This window comes from Streptomyces sp. G-G2, assembly GCF_030063135.1.
Classification (GTDB): domain Bacteria; phylum Actinomycetota; class Actinomycetes; order Streptomycetales; family Streptomycetaceae; genus Streptomyces.
The window spans coordinates 1-16,612 of sequence record NZ_JASISO010000067.1 but is presented as its reverse complement, the minus strand read 5'-3'; the positions used below and the strand labels follow the sequence as shown (position 1 = coordinate 16,612).

19 protein-coding genes and 1 pseudogene are annotated in these 16,612 nt (G+C 71.1%); 13 read left to right on the top strand and 7 right to left on the bottom strand.

Annotated elements, in window-relative coordinates:
* Window positions 1-26 precede the first annotated feature (26 nt).
* The gene (locus tag QMF80_RS34685; RefSeq protein WP_283460829.1) at window positions 27-2,099 is read right to left on the bottom strand and encodes an MDR family MFS transporter; all 2,073 of its coding nucleotides are present in this window, start codon (window positions 2,097-2,099) and stop codon (window positions 27-29) included.
* A 239-nt stretch (window positions 2,100-2,338) separates the two neighbouring features.
* Here QMF80_RS34685 and QMF80_RS34680 point away from each other — a divergent pair, with 239 nt between their 5' ends.
* Entirely contained in the window at window positions 2,339-3,016 is a 678-nt protein-coding gene (locus QMF80_RS34680) for an HAD-IA family hydrolase (protein WP_283460827.1), read from the top strand.
* 383 nt (window positions 3,017-3,399) lie between these two features.
* Here the strand turns inward: QMF80_RS34680 and QMF80_RS34675 are convergent, their stop codons facing one another.
* Window positions 3,400-3,981 (bottom strand): TMEM165/GDT1 family protein, encoded by a 582-nt coding sequence (locus QMF80_RS34675; RefSeq protein ID WP_283460825.1) that lies wholly within the window; start codon window positions 3,979-3,981, stop codon window positions 3,400-3,402.
* Window positions 3,982-4,526: 545 nt separating this feature from the next.
* Between QMF80_RS34675 and QMF80_RS34670 the strand changes: the two genes are divergently transcribed.
* From QMF80_RS34670 to QMF80_RS34660, 3 genes are all read left to right on the top strand, one after another.
* Window positions 4,527-5,180: an HNH endonuclease family protein gene (locus tag QMF80_RS34670; protein WP_283460823.1), complete on the top strand. Its 654-nt coding sequence runs from the start codon at window positions 4,527-4,529 to the stop codon at window positions 5,178-5,180.
* 196 nt (window positions 5,181-5,376) lie between these two features.
* A complete protein-coding gene (locus QMF80_RS34665; protein ID WP_283460821.1) occupies window positions 5,377-7,047 on the top strand; it encodes an alkaline phosphatase D family protein in 1,671 nt (556 codons plus the stop codon).
* A gap of 205 nt (window positions 7,048-7,252) precedes the next feature.
* Entirely contained in the window at window positions 7,253-7,882 is a 630-nt protein-coding gene (locus QMF80_RS34660; protein ID WP_283460819.1) for a DedA family protein, read from the top strand.
* A 232-nt stretch (window positions 7,883-8,114) separates the two neighbouring features.
* On the opposite strand, the gene QMF80_RS34655 is transcribed toward QMF80_RS34660, so the two are convergent.
* Together QMF80_RS34655 and QMF80_RS34650 are read right to left on the bottom strand one after the other, a co-directional pair.
* Window positions 8,115-8,357 (bottom strand): DUF2277 domain-containing protein, encoded by a 243-nt coding sequence (locus tag QMF80_RS34655; RefSeq protein WP_283460817.1) that lies wholly within the window; start codon window positions 8,355-8,357, stop codon window positions 8,115-8,117.
* Window positions 8,358-8,421: 64 nt separating this feature from the next.
* Window positions 8,422-9,105 carry a TRADD-N-associated membrane domain-containing protein gene (locus tag QMF80_RS34650; RefSeq protein WP_283460815.1) on the bottom strand — a complete coding sequence of 228 codons (684 nt, stop codon included), beginning with the start codon at window positions 9,103-9,105 and terminating at the stop codon, window positions 8,422-8,424.
* 241 nt (window positions 9,106-9,346) lie between these two features.
* Between QMF80_RS34650 and QMF80_RS34645 the strand changes: the two genes are divergently transcribed.
* Complete coding sequence (locus tag QMF80_RS34645; RefSeq protein ID WP_283460813.1) at window positions 9,347-9,748, top strand: pyridoxamine 5'-phosphate oxidase family protein; 402 nt, start codon at window positions 9,347-9,349, stop codon at window positions 9,746-9,748.
* A gap of 156 nt (window positions 9,749-9,904) precedes the next feature.
* Here the strand turns inward: QMF80_RS34645 and QMF80_RS34640 are convergent, their stop codons facing one another.
* Both QMF80_RS34640 and QMF80_RS34635 read right to left on the bottom strand, forming a co-directional pair.
* Window positions 9,905-10,483: an HD domain-containing protein gene (locus QMF80_RS34640; RefSeq protein ID WP_283460811.1), complete on the bottom strand. Its 579-nt coding sequence runs from the start codon at window positions 10,481-10,483 to the stop codon at window positions 9,905-9,907.
* 11 nt (window positions 10,484-10,494) lie between these two features.
* A pseudogene (locus QMF80_RS34635) lies at window positions 10,495-11,605 on the bottom strand (helix-turn-helix domain-containing protein).
* A 118-nt stretch (window positions 11,606-11,723) separates the two neighbouring features.
* Here QMF80_RS34635 and QMF80_RS34630 point away from each other — a divergent pair.
* The 8 genes from QMF80_RS34630 to QMF80_RS34595 all read left to right on the top strand — a co-directional run bounded on the left by QMF80_RS34630 (window position 11,724) and on the right by QMF80_RS34595 (window position 15,645).
* The gene (locus QMF80_RS34630) at window positions 11,724-11,954 is read left to right on the top strand and encodes a hypothetical protein (RefSeq protein ID WP_283460810.1); all 231 of its coding nucleotides are present in this window, start codon (window positions 11,724-11,726) and stop codon (window positions 11,952-11,954) included.
* Window positions 11,951-12,157: a hypothetical protein gene (locus tag QMF80_RS34625; protein ID WP_283460808.1), complete on the top strand. Its 207-nt coding sequence runs from the start codon at window positions 11,951-11,953 to the stop codon at window positions 12,155-12,157. Before QMF80_RS34630 ends, QMF80_RS34625 begins: the two co-directional genes overlap by 4 nt.
* 99 nt (window positions 12,158-12,256) lie before the next feature.
* Window positions 12,257-13,441 (top strand): helix-turn-helix domain-containing protein, encoded by a 1,185-nt coding sequence (locus tag QMF80_RS34620; protein ID WP_283460806.1) that lies wholly within the window; start codon window positions 12,257-12,259, stop codon window positions 13,439-13,441.
* A gap of 87 nt (window positions 13,442-13,528) precedes the next feature.
* Window positions 13,529-13,780 (top strand): hypothetical protein, encoded by a 252-nt coding sequence (locus tag QMF80_RS34615; protein ID WP_283460803.1) that lies wholly within the window; start codon window positions 13,529-13,531, stop codon window positions 13,778-13,780.
* On the top strand, window positions 13,777-14,109 hold the full coding sequence (locus tag QMF80_RS34610; RefSeq protein WP_283460801.1) for a hypothetical protein: 333 nt from the start codon (window positions 13,777-13,779) through the stop codon (window positions 14,107-14,109). Before QMF80_RS34615 ends, QMF80_RS34610 begins: the two co-directional genes overlap by 4 nt.
* A gap of 160 nt (window positions 14,110-14,269) precedes the next feature.
* A complete protein-coding gene (locus QMF80_RS34605) occupies window positions 14,270-14,791 on the top strand; it encodes a glycine-rich domain-containing protein (protein WP_283460799.1) in 522 nt (173 codons plus the stop codon).
* 44 nt (window positions 14,792-14,835) lie between these two features.
* Window positions 14,836-14,970, top strand: a complete 135-nt coding sequence (locus QMF80_RS34600; RefSeq protein WP_283460798.1) for a hypothetical protein — start codon at window positions 14,836-14,838, stop codon at window positions 14,968-14,970.
* A gap of 66 nt (window positions 14,971-15,036) precedes the next feature.
* Window positions 15,037-15,645: a class I SAM-dependent methyltransferase gene (locus QMF80_RS34595; RefSeq protein ID WP_283460796.1), complete on the top strand. Its 609-nt coding sequence runs from the start codon at window positions 15,037-15,039 to the stop codon at window positions 15,643-15,645.
* A gap of 97 nt (window positions 15,646-15,742) precedes the next feature.
* On the opposite strand, the gene QMF80_RS34590 is transcribed toward QMF80_RS34595, so the two are convergent.
* Window positions 15,743-15,982, bottom strand: coding sequence for a helix-turn-helix domain-containing protein (locus QMF80_RS34590; RefSeq protein ID WP_283460794.1), 240 nt, complete (start codon window positions 15,980-15,982; stop codon window positions 15,743-15,745).
* Window positions 15,983-16,612 lie beyond the last annotated feature (630 nt).

Here is a 16,612-nt window from a genome sequence, read left to right as displayed (position 1 = left end):
CCGGGCTGCGGCCGGGCGGGAGAGGCCTAGGGTCCGGGCGCGCGGTGCGCTTCGTGATCGCGGCGCGGGGAGGTCTCGTACGGCTCCTCCGCGTCGGAACCGCACAGCTCGGAGTTGATCTGGCCGACCAGCTTGATCAGGTCGGTGGGCCGGTCCGGGCCCCACCAGTCGCCGAGCAGCTCGGCCAGCGATTCCTCGCGCGCGTCGGCCAGCCTGAGGGCCGCCGCGCGCCCCGTCCCGGTCAGGAGCAGCGGCGACCCGTCCCTGACCCCGAGCCCCCGCTCCTCGATCTGGCGGGCGGCCTCGGTGATCGCCTTGATCGGTACGGCGGTGCGCTCCGCGAGCATCGCCGGCTCCACCGAGCCGTACTTGTTCATCCGCAGCAGCATCCAGCTGGCGGCGGGGAGCAGGTCGAAGCCCGCCTTCTCGGTGATCTTCTCGTAGACGTGCCGTCGGCCCTCCCTCGTACCGAGGACCGTCAGCGCCCGGGCGATCTCGTCGTGCGAGGAGCGCTCGACGGGGTTGGAGGCCAGGGTCTCGGTGACGTCGGGGGCGGTCACCGAGCCGCGCAGCTTGTCCTCCTTGAGGAACCAGGCGACGACGAAGGCGAGGAGGACGACGGGGACGGCGTAGAGGAAGACGTCCGTGATGGAGGCCGCGTAGGCGTCCAGGACCCGGGGCCGCAGCGTGTCGGGCAGTCTGCCGATGGCCCGGGGGTCGGCCTTCAGCGCGGCCGCCGTCCCGGGCGGCAGCGGGACGGCGGTGAGGGCGGAGACGAGCTTCTCGTCGAGCCGGTTGGTGAAGATCGTGCCGAAGATGGCGACGCCGAAGGAGGCTCCGATCGAGCGGAAGAAGGTGGCACCGGAGGTGGCGACGCCGAGGTCGGCGTAGCTGACGGAGTTCTGCACGACGAGCACCAGCACCTGCATGACCAGGCCGAGTCCCGCGCCGAAGACGAAGAAGTAGACGCTCATCTCCCAGGTGGAGCTGGTGCGGTGCAGCTGGTGCAGGAGGAGCAGGCCGACGGCGGTGACGGCGGTTCCGGCGATGGGGAAGACCTTCCAGCGCCCCGTGCGGCTGACGATCTGGCCGGAGGCGGTGGAGGAGATGAGCAGGCCGAGCACCATGGGCAGCATGTGCACGCCGGACATGGTGGGACTGACGCCTTGGACGACCTGGAGGAAGGTCGGCAGGTAGACCATCGCGCCGAACATCGCGAAGCCGACGATGAAGCTGATCAGCGAGCAGAGCGTGAAGGTCCGGATCCGGAACAGCCCGAGCGGCAGGACGGGTTCGGCGGCGCGGCGCTCGACGGCCAGGAACGCGACGAGCAGCACCGCGCCGAGCACGGCGAGGCCGATGGTCCGGCCCGAGCCCCAGCCCCAGTTGCCGCCGAGCGAGGCGACGAGCACCAGGCAGGTCGCGACGGAGGCGATCAGGAAGGTGCCGAGGTAGTCGATGGTGTGCTTGGAGGACCGCGAGGGGATGCGGAGGGCCGCCGCGATCACCACGAGGGCGACCAGGCCGATGGGGAGGTTGATGTAGAAGACCCAGCGCCAGGACAGGTGGTCCACGAACAGCCCGCCCAGCAGCGGGCCCAGGACACTGGTGGCTCCGAAGACGGCGCCGAAGAGCCCCTGGTACTTGCCGCGTTCGCGGGGCGGGACGATGTCGCCCACGATCGCCATCGACAGCACCATCAGACCGCCGCCGCCGAGGCCCTGGAGCGCGCGGAAGCCGATGAGCTGCGGCATGTTCTGGGCCAGCCCACAGAGCGCGGAGCCGATCAGGAATAGCACGATGGCCGCCTGGAAGAGCTTCTTCCGCCCGTACTGGTCGCCGAGCTTGCCCCAGAGGGGCGTGGCGGCGGTGGACGCGAGCATGTAGGCCGTGACGACCCAGGACAGGTGTTCCATGCCGCCGAGGTCGCTGACGATCGTCGGCAGGGCCGTGGACACGATCGTCTGGTCGAGCGCGGCGATCAGCAGGCCGAGCAGCAGCGCGCCGATGGATACGAGAACTTCGCGTGAGGCGTGTTCGCTGCCCGGGCCCGGGCCGGGGGCGGGGTCCACGGCCGACGTGGTCACTTCCTGAGCCATCGGCTCCTCCTCGGGGGACCGACCGGTAGGACACATCCATCCTCAGTGGTGAGTCCGGTTACGTCCTGTCGGGAGCCGACGGGGAGAGCTTGGTCACTGCACTGGCCCAAGGGGTCGCGGTTTTGTATCATGGAGAAACAAAGTGGCTCCGCCTGCGAAACCCTGACCGGTGGGCGGGGCCACTTGTTTTCTTTCCCCACCACGGGAAACCGCCGCCGCGCCCTGTCTGGAGACCCCTGATGCCGGCCAGCACCACCACCACCGTCGTCCTCACCGCCGAAGCCCTGCTGCTGGACATGGACGGCACCATCGTCAACTCCGACGCGGTGGTCGAGCGCTGCTGGCGCGAGTGGGCGGTGACGCACGGCCTGGACCCGCGGGAGACCATCAAGGTCGTCCACGGCCGCCAGGGCTACGCGACGATGGCGATCCTGCTCCCGGAGCGCCCCATGGCGGAGAACTACGCCGAGAACACGCTGATGCTCGCGCGGGAGACCGCCGACACCGACGGCGTGGTCCCGGTCGGCGGCGCCCCGGAGTTCATGGCGGCCATCGCCGACCTCCCGCACGCACTGGTCACCTCCGCCGACGCGAAGCTCGCCACGGCCCGGATGAGCGCCGCGGGCCTCCCGATGCCCCGGATCCGGGTGACGGCCGAGTCCGTCACGGCCAGCAAGCCGCACCCGGAAGGCTTCCTCAAGGGCGCCGCCGCGCTGGGCGTGGACCCGGCGGACTGCATCGTCCTCGAAGACTCCGAGGCGGGCATCGCGGCGGCCCGCGCCGCAGGCATGCGCGTCATCGGCGTAGGCCCCCGCGCGGCGTCCCACGCCCCCACGGCCCACGTCGAGGACCTGACCGCACTCCACATCACCCAGACCCCCGCGGGCACCATCCGCCTCACCCTCCCCACCCCCTAGCCCGAGGCCCTCCCCGTGGGCCCGGGTAGACCCACCGGCCCGACACCGGCCCCCCGGCCCCGCGCCCCGCAGCCGGGACGAGTTCGGCCACCCCCCTCCACGGAGAGCGCAGCCCGGCGAACGGTCCCCGGGACCGTGGGCGGGGGCAACCGCTCCCGCCCCGCCCGAAAGCCGGTCCCCGGGGCCGGTTAGCGCCCCCGGCCGGGCCCCCCGGGCCCGCGCCAGGCGGCCGGGCCCGGCCGCCCTCGTCCCCCAGCCGGGACGCGATCGAATGCCCCTCCCGGGAAGGGCGCGGGACGCCGAACGGCCCCGCCCCGCCCCCCGGAGCCGGGTCCCTGGGGACGGCGCCCCCACCCCGCCCCTCCGGGAGCGAACGGGCAACGTCAGCCCGCGATCGCCTCGTACAGCGAGAACACGGCCAGCGCAGCCATCACGCACGCCGCGACCTTCGTGATCAGCCGCAGCGGGATGTACTTCATCAGCGTGCGCCCGCCCAGGATGCCGATCCCCGCGACCGCCCACAGCGCCAGGACGGCGCCGATGCCGACGGAGAGCGGGTCGTCGTACCGCGCGGCCAGGTTGGCGGTCATGATCTGCGTCAGGTCACCGAACTCGGCCACCAGGATCAGCATGAAGCCGGCCCCGGACACCTTCCAGAAGGACTGGTCGGCCGGCTCCTTGACCTCTTCCTCGTCCTCGCTCTTCTTCAGGAGCAGCATCGCCGCGCCCGCGAGGAACAGGACGCCGACGACCGCCTGTACGAGACGGTGCGGCAGCAGCGTCAGGACGCTGGCCGCGGCGATGGCGAGAGCCACGTGCACCGCGAAGGCGGCGGCGACGCCCACGAAGACGTAGGACGCGCGATAACGCGTACCGAGCATCAGTCCGGCGAGGGCCGTTTTGTCAGGGAGTTCGGCGAGGAAGACGACGCCGAACGCGATCGCCAGAATGCTGAAGCTGATCACGGGGTGAAACCTCAATCGGTCGGGCAGGACGCCTTCGGAACCGAGAGACCTGGGTGATTCAGGGGTCGCTTCGGCACGGCGGCGCCCTGTCTGCAAACAGGACACTGCGGCCGAAGGTCTCGCTGGCCGACCGCTGACGCGGCCTGCCTCCGGGCGCCGGCTGGGGTGACCCAGCAGTATGTCGACGTTCCGGCGAAGAGCTACTCCCCTTCTGCACCACAGAGAATACGCGACGCCCGCAGCCGTCCGAAATGGGTCCTTGGTCCCGGGCATCCGCCCCCGCCCCGGCACGACCCTCGGCGCGCCCGTCTCCACGCCCGGGCGCCACCCCTGACACGCGTCTCCTCCGCGCCCCCGCCACACCCTCACACCCCCTCCCGGAACCCCAACCTCCTTTTTCACTAGGGTGGTTGAGCACCTTGATGTGACGTGCCCATGTCGCCACGCTGTCACCTGGCGCCCATCCCCGCGACACCCGGCGCCGCAAGCATGGCCGGGCCCCGCCGGGGCCGTACGGCCACACCCCCGCCTCAAGGGAGCCCCCCATGCCCTTCACGCCCGCCGTCTACGCGCGTCGCATTGGCATGCTCGCCTCAGCCGCCGCCCTCGCATCCGTCGCCGCCCTCGTGAGCGCTCCGACCGCTCAGGCCGCCCCGCCCGCGCCCATCAGCGCGGCGGCAGCCCGCGCGTACCTGGCCACGGTGACTCCCAAGGCGGAAGGTTCCTCCAGCGGCTACAGCCGCGACCTGTTCCCCCACTGGATCACCCAGTCCGGGGCCTGCAACACCCGCGAGGTCGTCCTGAAGCGCGACGGCGTCAACGTGGTCCAGGACTCCGCCTGCGCCGCCGTCAGCGGAAGCTGGTACTCCGAGTACGACGGCGCCACCTGGACCGCCGCGTCCGACCTGGACATCGACCACATGGTGCCGCTCGCCGAGGCCTGGCGTTCCGGGGCCAGTTCGTGGACCACCGCCAAGCGCCAGCAGTTCGCCAACGACCTGACCCGCCCCCAGCTCATCGCCGTGACCGACAACGTCAACCAGGCCAAGGGCGACAAGGACCCGGCCGCCTGGCTGCCCTCGCGGACCGCATACCGGTGCACCTACGTCCGCATGTGGGTCAACGTCAAGCAGTACTGGGGCCTGAGCATCGACTCCGCCGAGAAGACCGCCCTGGGGAACGTCCTCAGCGGCTGCTGACCCGACCGCCGCCCCACCCGGACCCTCGGCCTGAGCCCCGGCCGGAGCCCTGCCCGGAGCCCTGCCCGGACGCCTTCCCGGACCCCTGCGCGGATCTCCCCCGCACAGGGGAATGGATCTCCCCCGCCAGGGGGAACCGCCCTCCCCCCTGCACGCCGTACCTTGATTCAAGGGGACATGGAGGAGGGGGAGTTGCATGGCCGGATTGCGTCTGGGACCGCTGCTGCGGTACGTCGACTGGGACACGGGCACCACGGCGACCGTGTGGGTCGAGGCCGACCGCCCGGCCACGGCCGAGGTGCGCTGCGCCGACGGTGCGAGCGGTAGCGCGTCCACGTTCCAGATCGCCGGTCACCACTACGCGCTGGTGCCGGTGACCGGCCTGACCCCGGGGAGCACCACCGCGTACGAGGTGCTCCTGGACGGCGTACTGGTGTGGCCGCGGCCCGACAGCGGATTCCCCGCGAGCACCATCAGCACCCCGGCCGTACCGGGCCGCGGCCGCCCGGGGCCGGGGGCCGGCCCTGACCTGCGGGTCACCTTCGGGTCCTGCCGTCAGGCGGCCCCGCCCGCCGGTCGCCACGGTCCGCACGGCGCGGACGCGCTCGACACCCTCGCCGCCCACCTCGCCGCCGATCCCGGCGCGGAGCGGCCCGACCTGCTGCTCCTGCTGGGCGACCAGGTCTACGCCGACCAGCTCTCCCGGCGGACCAGACAGTGGCTCGCGGCCCGCCGGGACCTGCGCGAGGCGCCGGGCGCGCAGGTCGCGGACTACGAGGAGTACACCCGGCTCTACTACGAGTCCTGGCTGGACCCGGAGATCCGCTGGCTGCTGTCGACCGTGTCCAGCCTGCAGATATTCGACGACCACGACGTGTGCGACGACTGGAACACCAGCGCCGCCTGGCTCGCGGAGATGCGCGCCACTCCCTGGTGGAGGGAGCGGATCCTCAGCGCGCTGATGTCGTACTGGGTCCACCAGCACCTGGGCAATCTCTCCCCCGCCGAGCTGGCCGCCGACCCGCTCTACGCGGCGGTCCGCGAAAGCCCGGACGGGACGGAGGTGCTCCGCGCCTTCGCGTCCGGGGCGGACGCCGACCCGGCCACCGTGCGCTGGAGCTACCGCCGCGACTTCGGCCGTACCCGGCTGCTGATGGTGGACACGCGGGCCGCGCGGGTGCTGGCCGAGGACGGGCGGGCGATGCTCGACCCGACCGAGGAGCAGTGGGTCCGGGACAACGCCCTGGAGGGGCACGGCGGCTATGACCACTTGCTGATCGGCTCCTCACTGCCCTGGCTGATGCCGCCGCTGATCCATGACGCCGAGGTGTGGAACGCGGCGCTGTGCCGCGGGGAGCGGGGGCCCCGCTGGGCCCGGATCGCGGAGGACCTGCGGCGGCGCAGCGATCTGGAGCACTGGGCGGCCTTCCCGGCGTCCTTCGAGGCGCTGAGCGATCTGATCGAGCAGGTGGGGACGGGCCCGCGGGCTCCGGCGACGGTCTGCGTGCTCTCTGGAGACGTGCACCACGCGTATGTGGCCGAGCCGCGCATACCCAGCACGGCCCGGATCTTCCAGCTGACCTGCTCCCCGGTGCACAACTCCATCCACACCGCGGTGAAGCTCGGCTTCCGGCTCGGCTGGTCGCCCATGGGGCGGTGGCTGGGGCGGGGGCTGTCCCGGCACGGGCGTACGGGCCGACCACCGCTGAGCTGGCGGCGTACGGGCGGACCCTGGTTCGGCAACCAGCTGATGACCCTGGCCCTGGCGGGCCGTACGGCGCGCCTGCGGCTGGACCAGGCACACCGGGAACGGCGGGGCGGGGCCCGGCTGGTGACCGTGCTGGACCGCGAGCTGACGGCGGACTGACGCGGATCCGACAGGCCGTGTGGCATGGGGCGGGGCGGTCGCTGAGGGGGGATGTGACACAAAAGGTGTCACAAGAGGTGCCCTGGGGACACAGGGTGCGTGTGCGCGGCGTACGCTGGATGGCTGTCAGCCGCCCCTGCCGCTCCCCCGCGACGTCGCGGCGCTTCACCGCTGAAGCACGTCACTTGGACTGGGGAGTCCCGTTTTGTTTGAGACTGTGGGGTTGCTGACCGCGAGCCCGTGGATCTACGCCGTAGTGGCACTTTCCGTGCTCCTCGACGTCTTCCTGCCCGTACTGCCGAGCGGCGTGCTGGTGATCGGTGCGGCCGCCGCCGCGGCCACCGGAGCCGGGGCGCCCGTGGCCATGCCGGGCCGGGGGGTGCCGGACATTCTGCCACTGCTGGCCGTCGCGATCAGCGCCTCGGTGCTGGGCGACCTGGCCGCGTACCGGGCGGGCCGCCGTGGCGGGGACTGGCTCGACCGTGCCATCGGCCGTTCGCGGCGGCTCACCCGGGCCCAGGAGCGGCTGGGTGTCGCGCTGGCCCGGGGCGGCGGCGCCCTCGTGGTGATCGCCCGCTTCGCCCCGGCGGGCCGCTCGGTGGTCTCACTGGGTGCGGGCAAGCGCCACCGGGAAGTGCGGGAGTTCCTGCCGTGGTCCCTGCTGGCGGGCATGGCCTGGGCGGGCTACAGCGTGTCCCTCGGCTACTACGGCACCCAGTGGCTCGGCGCGACCTGGCTCGGCACCGCCGTCTCGGTGATCGCGCTGTTCGCGGCGGGCGGCCTGGCGGCGTACATGGTCCGCCGTCCGGGCCCCGTCCCGGCCCCGGCGGCCTGAACCGCGGCGCGGGCCGGGCCGCCTGAACCGCGGCCCGGGCCGGGCGGCGCCTGCGGAAGCACGGCGGCGCACGACGAACCCCCTGCGGGGCCCCCGGCCGCCCCCGCGAGCGACCGTTCCCGCCCCGCCCCGCCCCGCCCGTGGTCGGTCACGAAGGCGGTCCTGCTCCACACGGCCTGCCCGGTGGCGGTGGTCCCGCCGGAGGAGAACGCGGTCCCGGCCGCCGCCCGACTCAGCCCGCGGCGGCCGCGGGCGCGGGGTGCTCGTGGCCCCGCACGTGCACCCCGTCGAGCAGCACCTGGGTCGCCTCGGCGATGGCCGCCACGGCCGCGTCGAAGACCTCACGGTTGTGGGCGGCGGGGGCCCTGAACCCGGACACCTTCCGTACGTACTGCAGCGCGGCGGCGCGGATCTCCTCCTCGGTGGCCTTCTCGGGGATGGCGGGCGGTCGCAACGTCTTGATACTCCGGCACATACCTCCCACTATCCACCCGCCAGTGCCGTGACCGGAAAGGTGCACCACCTTCCCGGCCACAGCACTAGCCGTCCGCGGGAGGCAGTTCCGCCCCGGACAACTTCATGATCAAACCGGCCTGCAACCGCGCCCGGAGCACCGGATCGGCCACCTCCGCCAGCAGCCCGATGGCCTGCTGCGTGGTCTCGGCGGCCCGCCGGTCGTCCCGGAGCGAGGCCGTCTGGTCGGACATGTGCCGCAGCGCGATGTCGGCCCGCCGGTGGAAGAGCTGCCCGATCAGCGTGACCACCACCCCGACCGAGCTGGTCACGACCCCCAGGTACAGGTCCCCGGTGCTCTCCGCCTTCCACACCGCCAGCCCCACCCCGAGCAGCAGAATGGTCGCCCCGAACCCGGCGAACCGCTGGCTGGTGACGAAGCTGCTGCGCGCCTGCGTGAGCCCGTAGGCGTAGTACTCGACGAGGAGCGGAGTGAAGTCGTCCCGCTTGTCCCCGAGTAGCGCCACGGCCCGGGGCGGCGGCCGACTCCCGCCGACATCGGCGTACTTGGGCTCCTCGTCCTCTTCCTCGCTGACCTCGGGCACCTCCTGGGCCGCCGCCTCCACCCCAGCCCGCAGCCGCTCCCGCTCCTCGTCCCGCCTCCGGTCGAAGTCCGCGACATCGAGCAACGTCCGCACGACCCCGCCGACGATCGCGCCCACCCCCGCGACCCCCAACACCGGCCCGAGCACATCGAAGTTCCCCAGCATCCCCCGACCATCCCATGCCCACCCCCCGCAGGGAACGCCCCGGCCAACTTCCCCCGCGCACACCGAAGTCCCGCGCCAGGAAAGGCCGTAGGCCTTCGTCCGACGGCCGCGGGCGGCTTCGGACCGCTCGGTCCGTCTGACCTCCGGCCCCGACGTCCACCCCGGACGCCGCCCCTGGCAAGCTCGGGTCGAATGGTCTTCGCATCCGGTCGGAAGGCACACCAGTCGGAAGGCACACCAGGTGGATGTCGACGAGTTCCTCGCCCGCCCCCTCGTGGCCCGCGTCGCCACGCAGGGGCCCGCGGTCCGCCCCGTGTGGTTCCTCTGGGAGGACGGCGCCTTCTGGTGGCTGACCGGGGCCTACTCCCGCATGGAGCAGACCCTCGCCGCCGATCCCCGTGTCGCGCTGGTGGTCGACACCTGTGACCTCACCCACGCCGAGGTGCTGTCGGTGACCTGCCGAGGCACGGCCCAGGTCGTGGCGCTCGACCGGCCCCGAGCCGTGCGCAAACTCGCCCGCTACCTGGGCCCCGACCCCCACACCTGGCCGGCCCGCTTCTCCGCCCCCCTGGACGACCCCGCGACCAAACTGGTCCGCTTCAGCCCGAACCGCACACCACGCCTGCACGACCGCTCCTGGTGACAGCTCCCGCACCGCGCGCACCAGCACCCGCGCGAGGCGGACGAGGGGCCCTGACCCCCACATGGCCCCCCAGTGGTACGGCGCCCACTGCCCCCCCATCAGCACAGCGCCCCCTCTCGCCTCGGGTCACGAGGGGGCGATTTCGTGCGTCCGGGCTCAGCCCTTCTCTCCGATGGCGGCCCGAAGCCAGTCGAGCGTGCCCTGTCCGAGCAGCTCGTCCGCGAGTCGCTGCCCAGTCCCGGTAGTGAGCCGGGCCCGGCTGTTGTCGATCCACCGCTGTGCGGCCTCGTACCCCTGGGCCTTGTACTCGATGCCCTGGAGCATGCACTCCAACTTGTCGGCGTCCCGCGCGCAGAGCGCCTCGGGCGAATCCTTCGCCTCGTACTCCACCACCAGCTCGCGGATCGTTGCGGCGAGCAGCTCGGGCATCCCGGCTGTCTGATCGGCCGTCACCGCCACCGGGTCGGCACCGGTCGCGTACTTCTTCCCGAGGTGGTTGACGTCGCCCGTGCGCGCCTCCTGGGTGTCGTGCCAGACGGCGAGGAAGGCGGCCCGCGCGGGGTCCGCGCCCTCCAGTTTCGCGATGATCGAGGCGATGAGCGAGGTACGCCACGAATGCTCGGCAACGCTCTCGGGATGGCTGACGCCGGCCATCCACCACCCCGTACGGCGGGCGTTCTTGAGCGTGCCTGCCTCGTAGAGGAATCGGGCGACCGCAGACAGGTCGTCAGCCACTTTGTTCTCCTTCACGCCTCACCGAGGCGGATCGCGTACCGAATCGCTTCGAGTTCCCGACGCGCGCGCGTCGAGGGTTCGGTGCTATCCAACAGCAGTGGAAGGCGGTCCCCCAGGGCGCGTCCAGCAGTCGAAGTGCGTAGCAGTCCGGGGCGCGCGGCAAGCAGGGCCCAGAGCGTGTGAATGTTCAGATCGAAGAACCCGCGGTCGGGGACAAGGCCGGCGACGAGGTGCTGGAGCAGCTTGTGTCCGTGCCAGGTGGGCGTGCTGGTGGTGGCGATGAAGTCGTCCGATAGCTGAACGTGCGCGCTTTCGCCGATCCAGTACGCCCAGTAGTTCAGGTTCGCGGCCTCGCCTGTGTCGTCGTCGTCCAGGGTGGTGGTGATGAAGTGCTGCATGCGGTCGCGGTCGCCTTGCCGGGCGGCTACAGCAGCGACTGAGCGCGCGGTCAGCCACTGGGTCAGCCAGTCACCCGGCCGCTCGGCACGCTGCTGCTGGCTCAGCCAGCCGGACGTGTCGGGCGCATCGTCATAGCCAGCGAGGTAGAGGGCCTGGCGTCGCAGGAGGAAGTCTCCGCCACGCGCCTCCTCTGCTATGCGCCGCATCCGCCGGAAGAACCGCCGCCGGTCGTCCGCCGTCAATTCGGGTCGGGTCGGAGCAGGGCCTCGGCGTGGGCGGGCCGGGGCGTCGAGTCCGCGCATCGGGCCTGGGGTGACGCCATTCAGCGGCCAGGCCAGCACCTTCGACGAGGTCGCGTTGCATTACCCACGCGCCCAGTGGGCTGTCACTGGGCCCGTCATCGGCGAGGGCGCTGGCCAGCAGGACGTCTGCCTCCAGCCCTTTGTCCAGGGCGAGGAGCAGGGCAGGGCTTACGCCCATGCGCATGAGGCGGTGCCGGTGCACGAGCATCTGCCCCACGGCCAGAGAGGTCAGCGGGCGACGGCCGGACTCCCACCCGGCGACAGTGTCTGTGGACACCCTGAAGGCTTCGGCCAGTGAGTCCTGGGTGTGGTCGAGCTGTTCACGGATCACACGGAATACGTAGCCGGACACCATGCCGGTACGACTGCGTTGGGTGGCTCCCTGACTGGTGGTCAGGGTGGAGTGGTGGTCGCTGCCCATGGCGCCTCCTCTGCCAGCGTGCGGCCCCAAACTACCGGTACTGGGGGTCACTTCGAGCCAGCCCGCCAGATACCTAGGCTCGTCCCACAACCCGCTGACAACGGTAGGGAGCACCGCCATGGAAGCCTGCGAGAGCGTGCCCGACGGCGGCTTCGGCCACGTCGACCACCCGCTCCTCCACCAGCGGGTCCGCGACCCGCACACGGAGGGCGAGGGAAAGCTGATGGCCGTGCTCCGAGAGGCCGTTGGCCTCGTACGGGGCCGTCAGACGTACACCCGCACCGCATACATCCGGGGCGCCGACGGCCGCGAGTTCACCGCAGCCCCCGACCCGCTGGAGCGGGCATGAGCCGCGAGGACCAGGTCGCCCGCGCCGTGGCCTACGTCCTCGCGCACACCGAGCAGCCCCCCGAGGGCCCGGTCGCGGCCGACTTGCGGTACTCGAACATGCTCACCAACCAGCCCACCCTGCCGTCCACGCTCGGCCTGACGCAGCAGCTCACCTCGATCATCTCCACCGGCTGGGCCTCCCAGTGGTACGGCGTCCCCTGACCCCCAGCAGCACAGTGCCCCCTCTCGCCTACGGGCGGGAGGGGGCGATTTCTGCGTGTCCAGCTACTGTTCTGGTGTCGAGTCAGAACGGGAGCCAGTATGCACTCTCTACCGCACGACCACACCGGCGCGCGCATCAAGCGCCTTCGCCTCGAACGCCACCTCACCCAAAGGGCCCTGTCCGACCTCACGCAGGTCCCGTACAGCACCCTCACCAAGACCGAGCAGGGTGTCATCCCCGCGTCGCCCTACCTCATCGCGGCCGTCGCGCGCGCCCTCCGTGTCGAGGTCGCCACGGTGACCGGGCAGCCGTACACCACGGAGCTGCGAGCCGACGAGCTGGACGTCCTGATCCGGCCCATCCGGGAAGCCCTCGATGTCTACGACCTCGGTGCGGACCCCGCCATCGTTCCCCGCGCGCACCGGTTCCTCGCCGAAGATGCCGAGGCTCTCCTCATCGCCGTACGCGCGGGTGAGATCAAGCAGACTGCTACCCAGCTGCCAAGCCTGATCCAAGAGGTCACCACGGCCGCCCACACGGCTCCCTCTGACGAGCTGTGGCGGCTCCTCGCCAGTACCTACCGCTCGGCGTACGACGTGGCCTCGAAGCTCGGCTACGGCGACCTCTCGGCCATCGCCCTGGCCCGCCTGGAGTGGGCAGCGGAGCGCGCTTCCAGCGCCACCCTCGGTGGCATGTACCGATACTTCCGGGCGCTGAGCTACCTGCGGGAGGGGCAGTACCACACGGGACAGCGTCTGACCGATTTTGGACTCCGTATCGTTGAGCAGGCGGAGCCCGGCAAGGAGCGCGAGGTCGTGACCGGCCAGCTGCACCTCGGCGCCGCGGTCATGGCGGGCAGGTCCCGGGACGGCGACCTAGCCGAAACCCATCTCGCAGAGGCCGAACGCATCGCGAGCGGGACAGGCGAGGCCCCCAAGCTGCACTATCTCGCGTTCGGTCCGACCAACGTGCGGGTGCATCGCGTGTCCGTACTGGCCGAGCTGGACGAGTACGGGCAGGCCGCGCAGCAAGGGCGTAGCGTCGTCATCCCGAAGGACTGGCCAGCGTCCCGCAAGTCCCACCACCACGCCGAGATGGCGCGGGCGCAGATGTGGACCGGGGACTTGGATGCGTCGTTCCAGAACCTGTTGCTCGCGCGGAAGACGGCGCCGCAGCAGGCCCGGTATCACCAGACCGTCCGTGAGACGTACGCCGGCCTGGAAGCCGCGCGCCGCCAGCTGCCCGATTCGTTCCTGTCGTACGGCTCTTGGCTGGGCGCGTAACACAACGCGAATCTCTGGCCCCGACTATCAACAAGTCCTGATAGTCGGGGCCTTGTCGTGCTCCCACACTCGTTTCACCACCCACTGATGACGGTAGGGAGCACCGCCATGGAAGTCCGCGAGAGCACGCCTGACGGAGGCTTCGGGCATGTCGACCATCCGCTGCTCCACCAGCGGGTCCGGGACCCGCGTACGGACCGCGAGGGCGAGCTGATGGCGGTGGTCCGCGAACCTCACGGGTACGTGTCCGGCCGCCAGCAGTACACCCGGACCGCATACGTGCGCGGCGCCGACGACCGCGAGTTCACCGCAGCCCCCGACACGCTGGAGCGGGCGTGAGCCGCGAGGACCAGGTCGCCCGTGGCGTGGCCTACGTCCTGGAGCACGCCGAGCAGCCTCCCGCGAACGTGGCGGACTGGGCGTCGTACCTCGCTGGTGCGGGCAGCCTGGTCGCGCACGGCGTACGGCTCTTCCACTCCCGGGCCGAGGGCCAGCGCGCCCCGAGCGCGGACCAGGCACTCGCCGCCTGGGATGCCGCGGTCCGCCTCGGCCCCGCGGCCGATCCATGGACCAAGGCCGTCACCCTCGCGTCCGCGCTTCAAGACCTGCTCCGCGAAGAGGACGAGCGTCACGCCCGGCGCCGGGCACGGCAGGAGCAGGCGCGGTGAACGAGTGGCCGCGCCAACTCCTCTACGTCCTGATCGTGATCGGCATCCTCGGCGCCATCGTCATCGGCGCCCACTAAGCCCCCGCCCCGGCCGCCATCTTCCAGGACCGCAGCCGGAGCGGGTTCCCAGCACCTCCCATCACACACGGAGGCACTACCGCATGACTACCACCACTGAGACCACCACCGCCAGGGACACCCGCTCTCTCCTCGCGGAGACCGAGTTCGACGGGGTCACGGCCACCGTCCTCGACAACAACCCCGGCATGACCCCGGAACTGGCAGACCGGATCACTCTGGAGGCCCTCGCTTTCGTGGCCACCTGCGCTGTCAACCCCGGAGCAGGCCTCGCGCCGTCGCCGGTCGTGGACGAGGGGTGGCACGCCCTCATCCTCCACACCGACCTGTACGCCAGGCTGTGCGCGCGCCTCGGCGTCTTCGTCCACCACTACCCCGAGCGCCCGGGGGCCACAGGCGGTTTCCGCCCGGACGTCATCGAGTACACCCTCGACACGATGCGGGCCGCAGGGTTCACGCCGGACCTGGCGCTCTGGGTCGGGCCGACGGAGAGCCCGTTCACGGTCGCGGCTCCGACCTGGCACAGCCCGACGTGCGGCATCAAGCCGATGCCGAGCCCCCAGTGCCTCTCGGACCCGAAGGAGACCCCGATCAAGCCTGCCTGACCGCCTGACCGCCGCTACGCTGCTGGCCGATAGGAGGACACGTCATGCAGCAGGAATGGACGGACCCCCGGTACGCCGAGCTGGTCCAGCACTGGCGCGAGTCGCAGCTGCCGGCGTCCCGGGACCCGGAGGAACCTCCGGCACGCGGGTTCATCATGCGGCCGCAGTCTCGTAGCTGAGTCGCACAACTGCGCCCCGACGCCCCTACCGAGGAGCGTCGGGGCCCCACTTCCTGGAGTGCCGACATGCTCTCTGCCTGGGACGAGTACGCCCGCCGCACCATCCGGGACGCCCCTCTCGCCCCGTTCTCGTGGACCCCGTACGCCGGTCACGGGCCGGGGCTCGAACTCCTCGACATCACCGCTGGACAGACGGTTCTCGACCTTGGTTGCGGACAGGGAGACCGTCTCGCGCACTGCGCCAAGCTTGGCGTCCGAGCAGTGGGGGTTGATGCATCCGCTGTTCAGGTGGACGCTGCGAGCGCGCGGTGGGGGTCGGCCATCAATGTGCACCACGCCAACGCGGTGGCCTGGCTCGACACGACAGCCGAGACGTACGAGGCCGTGTTCAGCGTGTTCGGCGCGCACTGGTTCACCAATCCATCGGTCCTTCTGCCTGCAGTGCGCCGGCGCCTTCGGGAGGGTGGCGTGTTGCTGCTCGCTCACCTTCCGCCGGGCAGGCATCCCGAGGGTTCGGCGATCGGCCCTACTCGGAGCGTGCTGCGTTGGGAAGGAGAGGCGTACCAGTGGGCCGACGATCTCACGTCGTGCGGGTTTCACCAGCCCTCCGCACAGACCATTGGCGCGCCCCGTGGGTCCGCTCTGGACACGGTGCTGCTCCGAGCGTGGGGGTAGGGCTGGCGGCCCTGTTCGGCGGGGGCTACCCATCGGGCATCCCGGCCCGTACGGTGTGTGCATGCCACAAATACAGGTCTTACGTTCCGCTTAGCTTCTACTCTCGCACCAGCTCAGCGAGTGGCACGCCGAGCGCGTCAGAGATCCGTAGAAGTGTGTCCAGCCGCGGCGAGACCTTCCCCTGTTCGAGCAGGGTGTACGACGGCCGGTCCATGCCCATCGAGTTCGCCACCCGCTCCTGCGTCAGGTTGCGGTGCTCCCGTGCGGCCCTGATCCGGCCCGCGATGCGTCGTCGACGAGCGAGGACATCGTCGGAGGGTGGAGCGGAGCGTGGCACCTGTCCACGCTCGGGCAGTCATGATCGAAAGTCAGTTGGCCAAACCCTACCCCGTGTGATCTTGGTCGATCGCGGAGAGTAGCGCAGTTTGTCGACCACCACATGAACTCGCCCCCGCGCCTCGCGCGATCAGGGGTGAGCAGGACGACCGGTCCAGGCGTTCGTACATCCGCCGGACCGGTCGTTCTGGTCCTGATTTCGGTCAGGCCACGCCGCCCCGCCCCCATCCCGGGGCGGGGCGGTCTAGCGTGTACGAGAGAACCCCCCGGCGACATACGCGCCGGGGGGTTTCTGCCTGAGCGACGGATCTTCCCCACCCGAGCACTCAGATTCCGAGCGGCGTACATCTGGCGCGCGTGGGGAGATGCGCCGGCCCCGCTCGCCTGCACTCTAACCCGATGATCTGCCAGTTGTGACCCCCCGAATGGGTGACGACAAAGGGCCTCGCTGGTGGCGATGTGGCGTCGATGTGGCGTCCGGCGTGAGAAGGGCCCTCCAGTCGAACCTTGGGTTCTAGTGGTTGTCGCAACACCCCAGTTCAGGGGATGCGATGGACTTCCGGATCCGTGAGGTGCGGAGCCCTCAGGGGCGAAAGAAGCTCGCTGAGGAACGGGCTGGATACTTCCAGCT